This window comes from Paenibacillus rhizoryzae, assembly GCF_059686995.1.
Map to the genome: position 1 here is coordinate 694,176 of NZ_JCAALT010000001.1, position 15,952 is coordinate 710,127.

At 50.6% G+C, this 15,952-nt stretch carries 15 protein-coding genes; 13 read left to right on the forward strand and 2 right to left on the reverse strand.

The window, feature by feature from the left end; translation table 11 throughout:
• Positions 1-34: 34 nt before the first annotated feature.
• The 8 genes from AC6ESO_RS03080 to AC6ESO_RS03115 all read left to right on the forward strand — a co-directional run bounded on the left by AC6ESO_RS03080 (position 35) and on the right by AC6ESO_RS03115 (position 9,334).
• Positions 35-1,594, forward strand: a complete 1,560-nt coding sequence (locus tag AC6ESO_RS03080; protein ID WP_497090091.1) for an ABC-F family ATP-binding cassette domain-containing protein — start codon at positions 35-37, stop codon at positions 1,592-1,594.
• A gap of 132 nt (positions 1,595-1,726) precedes the next feature.
• Positions 1,727-2,425 carry a response regulator transcription factor gene (locus AC6ESO_RS03085; RefSeq protein WP_091215739.1) on the forward strand — a complete coding sequence of 233 codons (699 nt, stop codon included), beginning with the start codon at positions 1,727-1,729 and terminating at the stop codon, positions 2,423-2,425.
• The gene (locus AC6ESO_RS03090) at positions 2,422-3,777 is read left to right on the forward strand and encodes an ATP-binding protein (protein ID WP_494817305.1); all 1,356 of its coding nucleotides are present in this window, start codon (positions 2,422-2,424) and stop codon (positions 3,775-3,777) included. The genes AC6ESO_RS03085 and AC6ESO_RS03090 overlap by 4 nt, the downstream gene beginning before the upstream one ends.
• A gap of 31 nt (positions 3,778-3,808) precedes the next feature.
• Entirely contained in the window at positions 3,809-4,672 is an 864-nt protein-coding gene (locus AC6ESO_RS03095) for a carbon-nitrogen hydrolase family protein (protein ID WP_497090092.1), read from the forward strand.
• 38 nt (positions 4,673-4,710) lie between these two features.
• On the forward strand, positions 4,711-5,376 hold the full coding sequence (locus AC6ESO_RS03100; protein ID WP_497090093.1) for a GNAT family N-acetyltransferase: 666 nt from the start codon (positions 4,711-4,713) through the stop codon (positions 5,374-5,376).
• A gap of 17 nt (positions 5,377-5,393) precedes the next feature.
• Positions 5,394-6,062 (forward strand): GNAT family N-acetyltransferase, encoded by a 669-nt coding sequence (locus AC6ESO_RS03105; protein WP_497090094.1) that lies wholly within the window; start codon positions 5,394-5,396, stop codon positions 6,060-6,062.
• Positions 6,063-6,107: 45 nt separating this feature from the next.
• On the forward strand, positions 6,108-6,887 hold the full coding sequence (locus tag AC6ESO_RS03110; RefSeq protein ID WP_497090095.1) for an MBL fold metallo-hydrolase: 780 nt from the start codon (positions 6,108-6,110) through the stop codon (positions 6,885-6,887).
• A gap of 458 nt (positions 6,888-7,345) precedes the next feature.
• Positions 7,346-9,334: an endonuclease MutS2 gene (locus tag AC6ESO_RS03115; protein ID WP_497090096.1), complete on the forward strand. Its 1,989-nt coding sequence runs from the start codon at positions 7,346-7,348 to the stop codon at positions 9,332-9,334.
• Positions 9,335-9,379: 45 nt separating this feature from the next.
• On the opposite strand, the gene AC6ESO_RS03120 is transcribed toward AC6ESO_RS03115, so the two are convergent.
• Positions 9,380-10,021 (reverse strand): thiamine diphosphokinase, encoded by a 642-nt coding sequence (locus AC6ESO_RS03120; protein WP_497090097.1) that lies wholly within the window; start codon positions 10,019-10,021, stop codon positions 9,380-9,382.
• A 211-nt stretch (positions 10,022-10,232) separates the two neighbouring features.
• On the opposite strand from AC6ESO_RS03120, the gene AC6ESO_RS03125 reads away from it, so the two are divergent.
• A complete protein-coding gene (locus AC6ESO_RS03125) occupies positions 10,233-10,913 on the forward strand; it encodes a TRIC cation channel family protein (protein WP_494817779.1) in 681 nt (226 codons plus the stop codon).
• A complete protein-coding gene (locus AC6ESO_RS03130) occupies positions 10,910-11,386 on the forward strand; it encodes a low molecular weight protein-tyrosine-phosphatase (RefSeq protein ID WP_497090098.1) in 477 nt (158 codons plus the stop codon). Before AC6ESO_RS03125 ends, AC6ESO_RS03130 begins: the two co-directional genes overlap by 4 nt.
• Before the next feature lie 66 nt (positions 11,387-11,452).
• Here the strand turns inward: AC6ESO_RS03130 and AC6ESO_RS03135 are convergent, their stop codons facing one another.
• Positions 11,453-12,193: an alpha/beta hydrolase gene (locus tag AC6ESO_RS03135; RefSeq protein WP_497090099.1), complete on the reverse strand. Its 741-nt coding sequence runs from the start codon at positions 12,191-12,193 to the stop codon at positions 11,453-11,455.
• Positions 12,194-12,475: 282 nt separating this feature from the next.
• Between AC6ESO_RS03135 and pdhA the strand changes: the two genes are divergently transcribed.
• The 3 genes from pdhA to AC6ESO_RS03150 are packed head-to-tail and all read left to right on the forward strand — an operon-like array spanning position 12,476 to position 15,952.
• Complete coding sequence (gene pdhA, locus AC6ESO_RS03140) at positions 12,476-13,543, forward strand: pyruvate dehydrogenase (acetyl-transferring) E1 component subunit alpha (RefSeq protein ID WP_091215764.1); 1,068 nt, start codon at positions 12,476-12,478, stop codon at positions 13,541-13,543.
• 42 nt (positions 13,544-13,585) lie between these two features.
• The gene (locus AC6ESO_RS03145) at positions 13,586-14,563 is read left to right on the forward strand and encodes an alpha-ketoacid dehydrogenase subunit beta (protein WP_497090100.1); all 978 of its coding nucleotides are present in this window, start codon (positions 13,586-13,588) and stop codon (positions 14,561-14,563) included.
• A 54-nt stretch (positions 14,564-14,617) separates the two neighbouring features.
• Positions 14,618-15,952, forward strand: coding sequence for a dihydrolipoamide acetyltransferase family protein (locus AC6ESO_RS03150; RefSeq protein ID WP_497090101.1), 1,335 nt, complete (start codon positions 14,618-14,620; stop codon positions 15,950-15,952).

Sequence of the window (15,952 nt, forward strand, 5' to 3'; positions counted from 1 at the left end):
GGCGCTTAATTATCATTGGAAAGCGAGCTTGATCATGAGTTTATTGACGATAGAGGAATTATCCCATAGCTTCGGTGACCGCACTTTATTCAAAAATGTATCCTTCCGGCTGCTCGCCGGCGAACGTGTCGGACTTGTTGGCGCGAACGGTACGGGCAAGTCGACGATGATGAATATACTAACAGGGAAATTGTTAAAGGACAGCGGGAAGGTCGAATGGACACCGCGCGTCAGATACGGCTATTTGGATCAACATACGAAGCTTGTTCCGGGCAAGACTATACGTGATGTGCTGAAAGATGCATTTCTTCCTTTGCTGGAGTTGGAACGGGAGCTCAATGAGATCGCGGGCCAAATGGGAGATGCCGATCCCGATCAGCTTGAAGTGCTGCTCGTTCGTATGGGCGAAATTCAAGAGGAGCTTGAAATCGGAGACTTCTATCTGCTGGATGTGAAGGTCGATGAGATGGCCAACGGTCTCGGATTGAGTGTCATTGGTCTTGATCGTGACGTCGCATCGCTAAGCGGCGGACAGCGTACGAAGGTACTGCTGGCGAAGCTGCTGCTGGAGAAACCGATGGTTCTGCTGCTCGATGAGCCGACGAACTACTTGGATGAAGAGCACATTACATGGCTGACGCACTACTTGAAGAACTATCCATACGCCTTTATTCTTATATCCCATGACACGGGCTTTATGAACGAGGTCGTGAATGTTATTTATCACTTGGAGTTCACGAAGCTCACGCGTTATGCCGCTAATTACGAGAAGTTCTTGACGATGGCGGACATGAACAAAGCGCAGCATATCGATGCTTACGAGAAGCAGAAGGAATACATTAAGAAGCAAGAAGAGTTTATACAGAAGAATAAAGCGCGTGCTTCAACGAGCGGCCGGGCTAAGAGCCGTGAGAAGCAGCTTGACCGGATTGAGCGTATCGAGAAGCCGGAGGAAGCTGCGAAGCAGACCTTTGTATTCAAAGAAGCGCGCACAAGCGGCAAAACCGTCTTCGAAGCAACAGGACTCACGATCGGGTACAGCAAACCGCTGATTCCGCCAATGAATATGCTTGTGGAGCGGGGAGATAAGATTGCGATTGTCGGCAGTAACGGCGTAGGTAAATCGACCCTGCTGAAGACGATTCTAGGCAAAATCGATCCGCTTGGCGGCACGATCTACCGCGGTGACTATTTATTCCCTGCTTATTTCGAGCAAGAGGTGAAAGCACCGAATTTAACGCCGCTGGATGATGTGTGGAACGAGTTTTCCAGCATGAATCAGCATGAAGTACGCGCTGCCCTGGCACGCTGCGGCCTGAAGAATGAGCATATTACGCGCGCGCTGAACCAGCTCAGCGGTGGCGAGCAGGCTAAGGTTCGTCTATGTAAGCTGCTCATGCGTGAAAGCAACTGGGTTGCGTTCGATGAGCCGACCAACCATTTAGACATCCATGCGAAAGCAGAACTTAAACGTGCGCTCGCGTCCTACAAAGGGACCATCATTCTCGTTTCCCATGAACCTGATTTCTATGAGGATTGGGTAACGAAGGTGTGGGATGTTGAACAATGGTCGTTGCAGCACGCAATGAACTAAACGGGTAGAGTACAAAGCCGCCAAGCTTTTGATTGGCGGCTTTGCTGCTTGCAAAGGCGCTTTTGCTTCTTTATGATAGTGGGAACGGGCTAGTCCTGATTAAGTCTATAACAAAGTGGGTGTACAGCGAGAATGAACGAACGCATTCTTGTCATCGAAGATGAGGACGGTATTGCACGGGTTCTTCAGCTTGAGCTAGAGCATGAAGGTTATTCGGTCGGTCGTGCCGCAGACGGCAGGAGCGGACTTGAACAAGCCAATAACGGCGAATGGGATATGCTCCTGCTCGACGTGATGCTGCCAGAGCTCAATGGAATCGAAGTGCTGCGCAGACTGCGGCAATCCGGCAATCAAATCCCGATTATTTTATTAACGGCGCGTGACACGATCCCAGACAAGGTAAGCGGTTTCGAGCATGGTGCCAATGACTATATTACCAAACCGTTCGCGATGGAAGAGCTGCTGGCGCGCGTTCGCAATTTGCTGCGGATTTTCCAGCAGCAGCCGAAGGAGACGGAGAGTCCGGATGTGCTGAAAGCAGCGGATCTCTCGATCGAGCTGCGTACACGCAAGGTATTCCGCAAAGATCTGGCGATCGAACTCACCCCGCGTGAATTCGAGCTGCTTGTTTATTTGGCGGAGCATCGGAATGAAGAGAAGTCGCGAGAAGATATTTTGTCCGAAGTATGGGGCTACGATTTCATCGGCGAGACGAATTTAGTGGATGTATACATCCGTTATTTGCGCCAGAAAATCGATAAAGGGTACAGGCATAAGCTCATCCACACGGTTCGTGGTGTCGGCTATATGCTCAAGGAGCCGGATGCATGACGCTGCGCAGAAGGTTTACGTTTTTCACGATTTTTTGGCTCATTTTTATATTGATCCTGTTTAACATTTTTGTTTATTTATTTGTGATAAAAATCACGATTCGCAGCGAAGATCAGCTGCTGACGAATAAAGTGAATATTTTGCTCGAGGATCCTCGAATCGTCGACCCCACGCAGTTAGCCAATGGTGAGCTGCTGCGGGATTTCTATAACATCAGTGAGCTCATTCGCATCGTCGATCGAGGCGGACGAATAGTGAATTCGCAAGGCTCTGACTCCGAGCTGCTTGCGCTGAAGTCGGAGTTTTCCAGTCAGCATGATACCGGAATGTTCTTTCTGGAAGGTCGACGCGTGCTGTTTATGAAGGTACCGCTTTTTCACGACGGTCAAGTGATCGGTACGCTGGAGCTCTACCGGAAACTGACGCTGCTGGACAGCTATTTGCAGGTGCTCGTCATTGCGCTGACAATCACAAGCATCGGCGCGATCCTGTTCGCGATCTTCGGAACCTATTGGTTTACTTCCAGATTAACGTCGCCGATCCAGCACATGGTGCAGACGATGAGGGAAATTGACCGCAGCGGGAAGCTGCGACAGATCGAGCTCGCTCAGCGTGATCAATCCGCTGAGTTGCTTCAGCTTGCGCGTGCGTTCAATCAGATGATCGACCGGCTGGATCGTACGTTCGAACGGCAGAAGCAGTTCGTAGCCGATGCCTCCCATGAGCTAAGGACGCCGGTAACGGTTATTACCAGCTATGCAGACATGCTGAAAAGATGGGGACGCGATGATGCCAACATTCGGGATGAAGCGATTGAAGCGATCAGCAAGGAATCACGAAGATTGCAGAATTTGACCAAATCGATGCTGCAGCTGGCGCAAGCCGAGCAGGAAGATTGGCTCAACTTGGAAAACTTCAATCTCGTGCAGCTGACGGATGAAACCGCGGATATGCTTCATATCACTTTCCAGCGCATGATTCGTGTACATACAGGCAAACAAGATGTTCGCATGATCGGAGATAAGGACAAAATCAGGCAGCTGCTGGTCATCCTCATTGACAATGCAATCAAATACAGCAAAGATCCGATCGATGTTACCCTTGGCGCTAATAAAGGCGTTATTCGGATATCGGTTTCGGACAAAGGAATGGGTATACCCGAGGATGAAATTCCGCATTTGTTCGAGCGTTTCTACCGCGTAGACAGCGCCAGAAGCCGTTCGACCGGCGGTGCCGGACTTGGATTGTCCATCGCAAAACGGATCGTGGATTTGCATGAAGGTCAAATCGATGTATTCAGCAAGCCTGAACAAGGAACAACCATTTCAATTGCGCTGCCATTGCGCAAGTAATGTTCAAAGCTAACAAAGGCGGGGGAGAACTATGGGGAGTTTGCGTGTCTGTGCCGTCCAGTACAAGCTGGCGGATATCGAACGCTTCGAACAATTTGCCGATCAAGTTCGGCACTACGTTCGTAATGCATCTGAATACGGGGTTCAATTTATTCTGTTTCCGGAGTTTTTCACGACACAACTGCTCTCCATCGGGGATGAAGAGGGGCGTCCGCTGTCCATTGAAAGACTACCTGACTTTACGGAACAATACCTCGATTTGTTTAAAGCACTTGCGGCAGAATATCAAGTGCACATCGTTGGCGGCACACATGTCATTGATGCCGGGGACGGCAAGCTGAACAATGCGGCGCATCTGTTCTACCCGAACGGGCGCGTGGAGCAGCAGGCAAAGCTGCATATGACGCCGACCGAACGCGAGGAATGGAATATGTCGCATGGCGAATCCCTGCGCGTATTTGATACGGAGCATGGCACAATTGCGATGCTTACTTGCTACGATATCGAGTTTCCGGAAGTGGTCCGGATGGCCCGGGCGAAAGGGGCGGACATTATTTTCTGTCCTTCCTGCACCGATGACCGGCATGGCTTCTACCGCGTTCGTTACTGCTGTCATGCAAGGGCAGTCGAGAACCAGGTTTATATCGTGACGACAGGAACGGTGGGGTCGCTGCGCAAGGTTGATTTTATGCGGGCTAATTATGGTCAAGCGGCCGTTATTTCACCGAACGATATTCCATTTCCTCCTGCCGGCATCATGACGGAAGGCGTCATTAACGATGATATGCTTGTTGTCGCCGATCTTAATGTACAGCTGCTCCATGATGTGCGTGCTGCGGGTTCGGTCACGACTTGGCGCGATCGTCGCACCGATTTATACTGTGATTGGTCTTAAATCGTAGGCAATATTACCGGAGGAGGGGAGGGTGAGAGATGCGTAAGCAGCTGATTGTCTACCTGATGGGCAAACCAATCGAGATTGTGATTCGCAACTACGATTTCTCTGATATTGAAGGGATGATCGCCATTCAGCGCGAATCCTTTCCGCCCCCGTTTCCTTCCGAGCTATGGTGGAATGAGACGCAGCTCCGCGAGCATATCACTCGGTTTCCGGAAGGCGCTCTGTGCGCGGAAATGGATGGCAGGTTAATCGGCTCTATGACGGGACTGCGAGTGAACGAGCAGCAGTTAGAGGGCGAGCATACTTGGGAAGCTGTCACGGACAGCGGCTACATACGCAATCACGACCCGGAAGGCTCGACGCTTTACGTCGTGGATCTATGCGTCATTCCTGAAATGCGTAAAGCCGGCATCGGCAAATGGCTCATGCAAAGCATGTATGAGGTTGTCGTTCATCTTCAGCTGCGCAGACTGCTTGGGGGCGGTCGGATGCCTGGTTATCATCGGTATTCGGATACAGTGTCAGCCGCGGATTACGTAACAGGTATTACTACGGGGCTGTACAACGATCCCGTGATTTCGTTTCTATTGCGCTGTGGGCGTATGCCTGTCGGCGTTGCGGAGCACTATCTGGAGGATGAAGAGTCCTGTGGATATGCCGCGCTCCTGGAGTGGAAGAATCCATTTATACACGAATAGAGAGGACGTTATAAGCCATGGACTACATACGCATTCAATCGATCGATCATCCATTATTCAAGAACATGCATGACTTGATGAAAACGATTTTCCCGAAGGAAGAAGTACTCGCTTATGAGAAATGGGTTGGACCTCTTGAAGATCCGGGCATTCACGTCTATGTAGCTGTTCACGAGGGAGAGGTTGTCGGCACAACAGAATATCGCTATTATCCCGGCATGCAAGTCGCGATGACGGATTTTACAATCGTCGGTCGTCCAGGGCTGGGCGTAGGCCGGTTTCTGATGCGCAACCGCGCGCGTGATCTAGAACGGTTGGCACAGCAAAGCGGTACCGAACCGATCGGGATGTTTGCGGAAATTTACAATCCTACTGTGGCAGAATATGAATTTGGCGGCGTCTATCCGATGAATCCGTTTGTTCGTCGTGAGGTGTTATCGCACATCGGCTACATGAGAATTGACTTCCCTTATGTGCATCCTTCTTGGGAAGAGGATGGAGCGGCTGTCGGCGGACTTGATCTATGCTTCTTGCCTCAAGACGAGAACCGTACTGAACTGGACGCATCGCTCGTGGTGGCGTTCTTGACGGAATACTATTCGGCATTGCCTAATAAGCCGGATGAATGGTATGCCATGGTCGAAGGCTTGAAAGGACAATCCAAGCTTGCGCTAAAACCACTGTAGAGAGGCAGTGCGTCAACAGCGCAGGTAGGAATGGGGGAATCCGTCTTGGCGACGACAATCACCTTCTGGGGAACAGGTGATGCAATGGGCGTTCCTCGCGTCTATTGCTCGTGTAAGGTATGTGAGGAGGCGAGGTCAGGCGGAGTGAATCGCAGATTGCGTTCGCTCGTTCATCTCGCCGATGAAGAGTTTGGGACGATGCTGATCGATTGCGGTCCGGATTGGCGCGCTCAAATGGAAGCAGCAGGGCTCAAACGGATCGAAACCGTATTAATTACGCATGCTCATTTCGACCATATCGCTGGCTTGCCGGAGTGGGCAGATCTATGCAGATGGCTGGGTTGCAAAGGGAAAGCATACGCGATGCCTGATGTTATTCGGGATATACTAACTCGGTTTCCGTGGTTATCTTCGCATATTGAATTTCACCCGATTACAGGACCGCTTCAATTCGGCGGTTGGGATGTGCAGACGTGGAAAGTAAACCATGGCAAGAACGGATATGCGTACGCGTTCCGATTCACGCATGCCGAACGAGGAAAAGCATTCGCGTATTGTTCGGATTCGATTGCGCTTGAAGGCGATGAGCTGGTCCCGTTGGCAGACTTAGACTTGCTCATATTAGGGACGAGCTTCTATCAAGAGCCATATCCTTTCGAGACGCGCTCCGTCTATGATGTCGTAGAAGCATTGGCTTTGCTCAAGGAGATAAAGCCCGCCAAGACAATGTTTACGCATATGTCGCATGATATCGATCTACGGCGAAACTACGGATTACCCGCAAATGTAACATTTGCGCATGCCGGACTCTCGGTCATTGTCTAGGCAAATGCCGCTTGACTTGGGACGAATACAGACGCTATTATAAAGGTAACTTTAAGCAGTAAGGGGAAATTTTAATGCGGGTTATGGTTCTTAACTTCTAAATTGGATAATACCCGGCGCCTGAAGCGCTGCCGGGTGCACGGCTTTTGTTAGATATACAAGTGGACTTTCTCTAATTGGAGTAGGTTTATATTGCTGTATCTCACGGAAGCGTGGCAACCAATGAGTTAAGAACATGACAATTTCCGCCTACTGGACGGTAAATTCGCGTGCTCTTTCGAGCACGCCTTTTTTCGTTCTACGGGAAATCCGCATTCTGCCAGCCGGGAGCAGGTTTCTTCGTCGAATCGAAGAGTGAGTTTACTGAGAAGTCCATGAACAGGGATGGGATGCGTATGCGTTCCGTCCCTGTTTTTTTAGCTTTAAATACAAACACCAAAAAGGATGGGTAACCACACATGAATAACGCGTCATTAACTAAATTGGAATTCGATAAAATCAAAAACATGCTGCTTACTTATACGGTTTCTGAAGCAGGCAGAGCGCTCGCCGAGCGACATGAACCAAGCGCAGAGCCCGGCAGGGTGAAGGCGTGGCTTGGAGAAACAGAAGAGGCTGCGGCGCTGCTGGCCACCGGTGCAAGCGTTCCGATCTCTGCCATGGAGGGGATGGAAATCTTCATGGCGCTGCTAGGAAAAGGGAAAATCTACAGCGAGCAGGAACTCGGCAATCTGGCCGTTTGGCTTACCTCTATCGGGCAAATGAAACGATATATGGACAGCAAACGAATGACTGCGCCGACGATCAGCAGCTACGCCGATTCGATGTATGACTGTCCGGAGCTCGCCAAAGAGCTGCAGCGCTGCATCCGACATGGCTCGCTGACTGATCAAGCCTCTCCTGCGTTGGGGGACATTCGCAGGCATCTTGCAGCCGCCGAAGAGCGAATAGAGCGCAAGCTCAATCAGCTGCTAGGGAAATACAAGAACGCGCTGCAGGATCAGTTGGTCAGCAAACGGAACGGCCATTACGTGATCCCGGTGAAGCGCGATCTTCGAAGACAGGTACCAGGTACGGTTTGGGATGAGTCGGCAAGCGGTCAAACGTTATTCGTTGAACCGGTGGATGTGGCTGATCTCCAGGCAGAGTGGCAAATGTGGAAGAGTGAAGAGGAGCGGGAACGCACATTGATCCTCTCACAGCTCTCCGATCTGGCAGAAGAACAGGGTGAACAGTTGAAATGGAATGTGGAGGCGATGGCATCTTTTGATTTTATTTTTGCCAGAGCGAAGCTTTCTCGTACGTTTAATGGCGTTAAAGCTGCGATTGTCGACAAACCCTATGTGAAACTGATCGGCGCTAAGCATCCCCTGTTAGGGAGCAAAGCAGTGCCGCTTACGATTGAAATCGGAGGCGATTGGCGTCAGCTCATTATTACAGGGCCCAATACAGGAGGCAAAACCGTCGCACTCAAGACGATTGGGCTATTCGCGCTGATGGTGCAATCCGGGCTGCTTATCCCTGCCGAGGTTGGAACGGAGCTGGGGTTATTCCAGACTATCATGGCAGATGTCGGCGATGGTCAGAGTATCGAGCAATCGTTAAGCACGTTCTCTGCGCATATGGAATGCCTCAGCGACATGCTGCGCAGAGCGAATGCTCACTCGCTTATTTTGCTGGATGAACTGGCTGCGGGAACCGATCCCGGTGAAGGCATCGCTTTGTCCATTGCCGTTCTGGAAGAGCTTCTGAAACGCGGCTCCCTCGTGGCCGCAACGACACATTTTAACGAAATTAAACGATTTGCTTCCGTCATGAAGGGCTGCACGAATGCCCGTATGGCTTTTGATGCCGATACGCTTCAGCCGATCTATAAGCTTGAAATCGGGGAAGCAGGAGACAGCTATGCTTTTGCAATTGCGAGGAGGTTTGGATTGCCTGAGCATGTAATCAAACGAGCGGAGGAACGCGTTGTGGCAGCTAAAGCCGCTAGCTCAAACCAACAACAGCCGTTAAACGCTGGCGAGTTTGACGCTAACTCTGCCTTGCGATGGGATGAAGAACTGAAGCGGGTAAGTAACAAAGAAGAGGCAAAAGCTCAAGTTAAACGCAATGAGGCAGTTGCAAATGCAGCGGTCATCAAGAAACCATTCGAAGTCGGGGATTGTGTCTGGATTTATCCGCTCAAACGGACAGGAATCGTTTATCAAACGGCAAATGAACGTGGCGATGTGGTGGTTCAGGTGCAGAAGAACAAGATGACCTTCAACCGCAAGCGGTTGTCGCTCTACATTCCGAGTACACAGCTGTACCCGGAACTGGAAGAGGGCTATGACATGGATATCGTGTTCGATACGAAGGAGAATCGTAAATCACGCAAGCTAATGGGGCGTAAATACGTCCCGGGATTAACCATTGTCACACCGCCGGATGAACCGAAAGCTTAATTGTGTCGAAAGAGCTTGATCGGGTGGCTTTTCACCAAGCCACCTTTAGTCCCGGCTTTGTATGACGAGCAGCATCCCTTGCTTGACGGAGATTTGACCTTCCTCGCCTAGCAGCTTGTTGCTAATGCCAAGGGATTGCCCGATTTCAAGCGTAGCCTCGTCCAGCGGATATTGAAAGCCAGTCAACGTTATGCCTGTAACACATTCAGATAAGGGCAGCAAGGATACGTAAGTGTAGCTGCCGTTAAATAGTTTTGTCTGATCCGCGGTAAGCTGAATACAGTTGTGTTCATCTACAATGGAGGCAGCGATTCCTTGCTGCTGCGCCATTCGGAGCAGGTGAACATTCGCCAGCGAGTGGTCGAACCTTGTACCGAGGGCGCCTGCCATGACGATTTGCTGCGGCTGTTTAGATAGCGCAAGACGCCAGGCGAGCTCCGTATCCGTATAATCCTTGTCGATCGGATCGTAGTCATGTGTTTCACCGCTGTTCGCGCGAATGTATGCCAATTGAGCTGATGTAACGGAATCGAAGTCGCCAAGCGCAATATACGGCTTCAGACCGTGCTCGACGAGGAATAATGCGCCGGCATCTGCTCCGATCAGCAAGTCGTCAGGGGTAATAAGATCAAGCGCCCACCGGCCAAGTCGTCCGCCTGTAAAAATCACTATCCGCTTAGAAATCATAGGTAGACCTGCCTTTACAATCGTTCGTGTCCATTCGAGAACCGAAGCGTTTTACGCCAGTATACTTCCCGGGAGAATCATTGACCAGACGAAATGCTTAGGAAGTGGAAAATGTAACGCTTGAAGATTCGACGAGCCGCGGCTAAAATGAGTAAGGATCATATTGAGCGGAGACACGCGGAGGCATCAAGCAATGAATCTACAGATGGACATGGACATTTTCACCGTATTCAGTATTATCGGAACGATTGCATTTGCGGTCAGCGGTGCGATTGTAGCAATGGAAGAAGAGTATGATATTTTGGGCGTGTATGTGCTCGGACTTGTTACTGCGTTTGGCGGCGGGGTAATCCGAAACCTATTGATCAACGTCCCGATTACGACGATCTGGACGCAGGGCATGCTGCTGAAGACCGCCGTAATTGCAATGACAATCGCATTTGTCATGCCGGTCAAGTGGATCAATAGATGGAAGAAGAGCGAAGCTTTCTTCGATGCCATCGGGTTATCGGCCTTTGCCATTCAAGGGGCGCTGTATGCAACGGGCAAGTATCCGCTAAGCGCAGTTATGGTTGCGGCTATGTTGACCGGTATTGGCGGAGGCATGATTCGCGATGTACTGGCAGGCCGTAAGCCGCTGGTGCTGCGCGATGAGATCTATGCCGTCTGGGCGCTTGCCGCAGGCGCTGCGATCGGGTTGGGGTTTTTCGAATCCCCGGTGGAATTATTAATTTTATTCGTCATCGTTATTATTTTCAGAATGCTCTCCGTGCACTACAACTGGCGGCTGCCGAGGCGATCATTGAAATACGCGCTCGCGCAGTCGGTTTATTCGGATAAAGAGCGCGCTGAAGCTGCCAAGATTGAGCAACAAAAAGGAGAAGAATCATGATTAGCGTATTATTTGTTTGTCTGGGAAATATTTGCCGGTCGCCGATGGCCGAAGCCGTGCTGAGGCATCAACTGAAGGCACGCGAGCTGGAGGACCGGATCAAAGTCGATTCCGCCGGAACGGGAGATTGGCATCTCGGCAAGCCGCCGCATGAAGGTACGCGCGGGCTGCTGGATCGTTACGGTATTTCGTACGAGGGAATGCGAGCTAGACAAGTGCTTATCGACGACTATCAGACCTTCGACTATATCATCTGCATGGACAGTGCCAACGAGCGGGATGTGCATGCGCTCTTCGGAAGCCGTTCTGATCTACATGCCAAAGTGTTCAAGTTTATGGATTTGCTGCCCGATGAGTCGAGCGATGATGTGCCAGACCCGTATTACACAGGCAATTTCGATGAGGTCTATGGCCTTGTATCGAAAGGCTGCGAGAATTTGCTGGAGCGAATTCGGCGAGAACATCAATTGTAAACGAAACAAAGAGACCGCACTCCCGTTGAACGATGGGATGCGGTCTCTTTGCATATGAAGCGTCTATTAAGCCTCAGGGTGTAGAAACGTTCGAAGAGCGTTAGGAATGTACTGCTGCCAGAAGCCCCACACATGATCGCCATCATGCTCGCTGTAATGGGTTGCGGCTCCTTTGGCGTCAAGGATTGCTTTCATCTCTCGGTTGATCGCGACGAAATCGTACACACCGCTATCCGATTTAAACGCCGTTTCCTGCAAACCTACGATCATGAACAATTCAAGCTTGCTGAGATCGGAAGCGTTCTTGGCAATCTCGCGCGATGCGGGATAAAACGCCCCTGACAAGGAAATAACTTGATGGAACAATTCGGGGTAGGTGAGCGCGATATGCAGGCTGACAGATCCTCCTAAGGAATCGCCTGCGAGGATCCGAGCGTCAGAATCCCGCCTGGCTGCATACTTGGACTCGATATAGGGGATCAGTTCATCACCGAAGAAGGTGACATATCCGTGATGGCGCTCGCCATTCGGTGCATATTCCGCTGTTCGCAGCTTAATGTCCACATCAACGCCAACAATGATGAATGGCTCAATGCCTTCATCCAGAATGAGCTGGTTGGCAATCGTTGCGATGCGGCCAAAGTTGAAAAATTGTTCGCCGTCTTGGCAATAGACGACCGGATAACTAAGTAATTCATTATAGCCCGGTGGTAAATATACCCTTAGATCACGCGAGCCTTCCGGCAGCATTCGACTGGTAATGACATCCTTTACAATCGTTCTTTTCAAATAACGAGGATCGGTCATGAATAAAAACTCCTTTGCCCTTGCATGGTTTGGACGTGTTGTGGGTAAACAAAAGGGAGGAAACAAATGCAGCTTTTGCTAGGATTATGCCCTGTTGTACTATACTGTAATACTAGTTCGATAGTTCTGTTACATATACAATTTAGCAGGCTAATAGATCAAATGTTGCAAAATACAACGGTTTATTGTGCTTTATGCTTTGACCATTTCGGTTAAACAGGTTTATAATCATTCTATAACAGGGATACTCGTTTTTTCAAATATTCAACTGAGGTGAACAATATGAGCAAGCTGCCTTATGAAGTTCAGACGGAGCCGGTAACTCCACTTTCCGTTTTGTCTCCTGAAGGGGAAATTGTCAACGAAGCGCTTATGCCGAATTTGTCGGATGAGCAATTGAAAGAAATTATGTATCGTATGGTTTTCACGCGCACATGGGATGAGCGTGCCGTAAACTTGGGAAGACAAGGTCGTCTTGGCTTTTATGCACCTGTTTCGGGTCAAGAAGCTTCCATGATCGGAAGCGAATATGCACTTAACAAAGATGATTTCATTTGCCCGGGCTACCGCGACATGCCGCAAATCGTATGGCACGGATTGCCTCTGTATCAAGCATTCCTGTACTCCCGTGGACATCAGCACGGTGGTCAAATTCCTGCGGACGTTCATGTTCTTATGCCGCAAATCATTATCGGCGCTCAAATTCTTCATGCTACCGGCGTTGCTATGGCATTTAAGAAAAAAGGCGAGAAGCGCGTTGCTATTACTTATACAGGTGACGGCGGTTCTTCTGAGGGCGACTTCTACGAAGGCATGAACTTTGCCGGCGCATTCAAGCTCCCTGTCATTTATGTTGTTCAAAACAACGGTTATGCGATCACTACGCCATACGCCAAGCAAACCGCTGCATTGTCGGTTGCACACAAAGCAGTAGCTGCCGGTATTCGCGGCGTGCAAGTTGACGGTATGGACGTTCTTGCTGTTATCAAAGCGGTATCCGATGCTGCTGAGCGCGGCCGCAACGGCGAAGGCGCTACGCTGATCGAGATGCTGACCTACCGTTTCCGTCCGCATTCCATGGCGGATGATACAACGAAGTACCGTACGAAGGATGAAGAGGGCGAATGGAGCCTGAAAGATCCAATCACTCGTTTCGCGAAATTCCTTGAGAAGAAAGGTCTGTGGTCTGACGAAGATACAGCCCGCGTGAAAGAGGAAGCGAAAGCGACTGTAAACGAGCACATCAAGAAAGCAGAAGCAACAGAGAAAATGACTGTGAACGGACTGATTGATTCCATGTTCGAGCACACACCTGCTCACCTGGAAGCGCAAAAAGCCGATTTCCAATAAATGGGATGACTATCGAAGTTAGCTAAGGAGGAACTCGCGACAATGGCTCAAATGAATATGAAAGAAGCGATCCGCGACGCAATGCGTGTGGAACTAAAGAATGACCCGAACGTTTACATTTTCGGTGAAGACGTTGGTAAGGTTGGCGGCGTTTTCCGTGCGACAGAAGGACTACAAGGCGAATTCGGCGAAGATCGCGTTTTCGATACACCGCTTGCTGAATCCGCAATTGCGGGTATGGCAGTAGGGATGGGGCTTCAAGGCTTCCGCCCGGTTGCAGAAATTCAATTCGTAGGTTTTATCTACGAAGCGATGGATCAAATGTTTATCCAAGCAGCACGTATGCGTTACCGCTCAGGCGGACGCTACAACTCGCCAATCGTATTCCGTACGCCATTTGGCGGCGGCGTTAAGGCAGCTGAGCTTCACACCGATTCCCTTGAAGGCTTGGCGATTCAAACGCCTGGTATCAAAGTAATCGTGCCTTCGAACCCTTATGATGCAAAAGGTCTTCTAGTTGCGGCTATCCGCGACAACGACCCTGTATTCTTCATGGAGCATTTGAACCTATACCATGCTTTCCGTCAGGATGTGCCTGAAGAGGCATACACGGTCGAAATCGGTAAAGCAAATGTGGTTCGCGAAGGTTCCGATGTCACGATCATTGCTTACGGTCTTATGGTTCACACCGCTGTTAAAGCGGCTGAAGAGCTTGAGAAAAGCGGCGTGAAAGCAGAGGTTATCGATCTTCGTACACTGCTTCCGCTTGATATCGAGACGATCGTTTCCTCGATCAAGAAAACAAACCGCGCAATCGTTGTACAAGAAGCACAGAAAACATCCGGTGCAGCTGCGGAAATCATTGCTCAAATCAACGAGAACGCAATCCTTCACCTGGAAGCGCCGGTACTGCGCGTAGCGGGTCCGGATACGGTTTACCCGTTCGCACAAGTGGAAGACGCTTGGCTGCCAAGCCCTGCTCGTATCGTCAAAGCAGTAAACCAAGTGTTGAACTTTTAATAGATAAACCCACCATAGAGCAGGTTGTGAAGACAGAGAAGGAGGTCACGGGACGTGGCAAAATTCGAGTATCGTTTCCCGGAGCTGGGCGAAGGCTTGCATGAAGGCGAAATCGTCAAAATGCATATTACGCCAGGCGCTACGGTAACGGATGAAGATATCATCATGGAAGTACAGAACGACAAGGCAATTGTTGAAGTTCCTTGTCCTGTAAATGGTAAAGTGCTTGAAGTGCTCGTAAAGGACGGACAGGTTTGCCATGTTGGCGAGCTTGTTGCCATCATCGATGCAGAAGGCGATGTGCCTGAGCAAGCAGCACCGGCTGGCGACAGCCACAGTGCACCAGCTCCGGCGGCAGAACCAGCTCCTGCGGCAGCACCGGCACCAACGACTGCAGCGGCTCCTGCTCCTGCGCCGGCAGCACCAGCGGCAGCTCCGGCTCCTGTTAAAGCAGCTGGCGGTTTGGTTCTGGCAACGCCAAGCGTGCGCAAATTTGCTCGCGAACAGGCCGTTGACCTGTCTGGCGTAGCGGGCTCCGGCAAGAACGGCCGCATCACACGCGAGGACGTGACTGCAATTGCTGCAGGCGGCGGCACGGCGGCACAAGCAGCACCTGCGGCTCAAGAAGCAGCAGCAGCACCAACAGCAGCAGATTCGAAACCGGCAGCGGCTGTAGTAGTCGGCGACCGTGCTGAGGAGCGCGTGCCATTCAAAGGCATTCGCAAAGTGATTGCGAACGCGATGGTTAAATCGGTTTACACTGCGCCTCACGTAACCCTGATGGATGAAGTGGATGTCACTGCACTCGTTGAGCTTCGTACGAAAGCGAAGCCGATCGCAGAGAAGAAAGGCGTTAAGCTGACTTACCTGCCATTCATCGTGAAAGCTCTTGTAGCGGCTTGCCGTCAGTTCCCGATTATGAACGCGACGCTTGACGAAGAGAAACAAGAGATCGTGTACAAGAAATACTACAACATCGGTATTGCTACCGATACAGATAACGGTTTGATCGTTCCGGTTATCCAGGATGCTGACCGTAAGAACGTATGGATGGTTGCGGATGCAATCAAGGATCTGGCTACTCGCGGCCGTGATGGCAAGCTTACTGCTTCCGAGCTCAGAGGCAGCACAATCAGCATTACGAACATCGGTTCCGCAGGCGGTATGTTCTTTACGCCGGTTATCAACTTCCCTGAGGTAGCCATTCTTGGTACTGGCCGTATCTCCGAGAAGCCGGTTGTGAAGAACGGCGAAATCGTGGCAGCATCGGTTATGGCGCTTTCCCTAAGTTTTGACCACCGTCTCATTGATGGCGCAACAGCGCAAAACTTCATGAACTACATTAAACAGCTGCTGGCTGATCCGCAATTACTTGTAATGGAGGTTTAA

Excerpts from the sequence above, each read along its gene's own strand:
- AC6ESO_RS03080 (WP_497090091.1), top strand. The coding sequence starts at position 35 with ATGAGTTTATTGACGATAGAGGAATTATCCCATAGCTTCGGTGACCGC.
- AC6ESO_RS03085 (WP_091215739.1), top strand. The coding sequence starts at position 1,727 with ATGAACGAACGCATTCTTGTCATCGAAGATGAGGACGGTATTGCACGG.
- AC6ESO_RS03090 (WP_494817305.1), top strand. The coding sequence starts at position 2,422 with ATGACGCTGCGCAGAAGGTTTACGTTTTTCACGATTTTTTGGCTCATT.
- AC6ESO_RS03095 (WP_497090092.1), top strand. The coding sequence starts at position 3,809 with ATGGGGAGTTTGCGTGTCTGTGCCGTCCAGTACAAGCTGGCGGATATC.
- AC6ESO_RS03100 (WP_497090093.1), top strand. The coding sequence starts at position 4,711 with ATGCGTAAGCAGCTGATTGTCTACCTGATGGGCAAACCAATCGAGATT.
- AC6ESO_RS03105 (WP_497090094.1), top strand. The coding sequence starts at position 5,394 with ATGGACTACATACGCATTCAATCGATCGATCATCCATTATTCAAGAAC.
- AC6ESO_RS03115 (WP_497090096.1), top strand. The coding sequence starts at position 7,346 with ATGAATAACGCGTCATTAACTAAATTGGAATTCGATAAAATCAAAAAC.
- AC6ESO_RS03120 (WP_497090097.1), bottom strand. The coding sequence starts at position 10,021 with ATGATTTCTAAGCGGATAGTGATTTTTACAGGCGGACGACTTGGCCGG.
- AC6ESO_RS03125 (WP_494817779.1), top strand. The coding sequence starts at position 10,233 with ATGGACATTTTCACCGTATTCAGTATTATCGGAACGATTGCATTTGCG.
- AC6ESO_RS03130 (WP_497090098.1), top strand. The coding sequence starts at position 10,910 with ATGATTAGCGTATTATTTGTTTGTCTGGGAAATATTTGCCGGTCGCCG.
- AC6ESO_RS03135 (WP_497090099.1), bottom strand. The coding sequence starts at position 12,193 with ATGACCGATCCTCGTTATTTGAAAAGAACGATTGTAAAGGATGTCATT.
- pdhA (WP_091215764.1), top strand. The coding sequence starts at position 12,476 with ATGAGCAAGCTGCCTTATGAAGTTCAGACGGAGCCGGTAACTCCACTT.
- AC6ESO_RS03145 (WP_497090100.1), top strand. The coding sequence starts at position 13,586 with ATGGCTCAAATGAATATGAAAGAAGCGATCCGCGACGCAATGCGTGTG.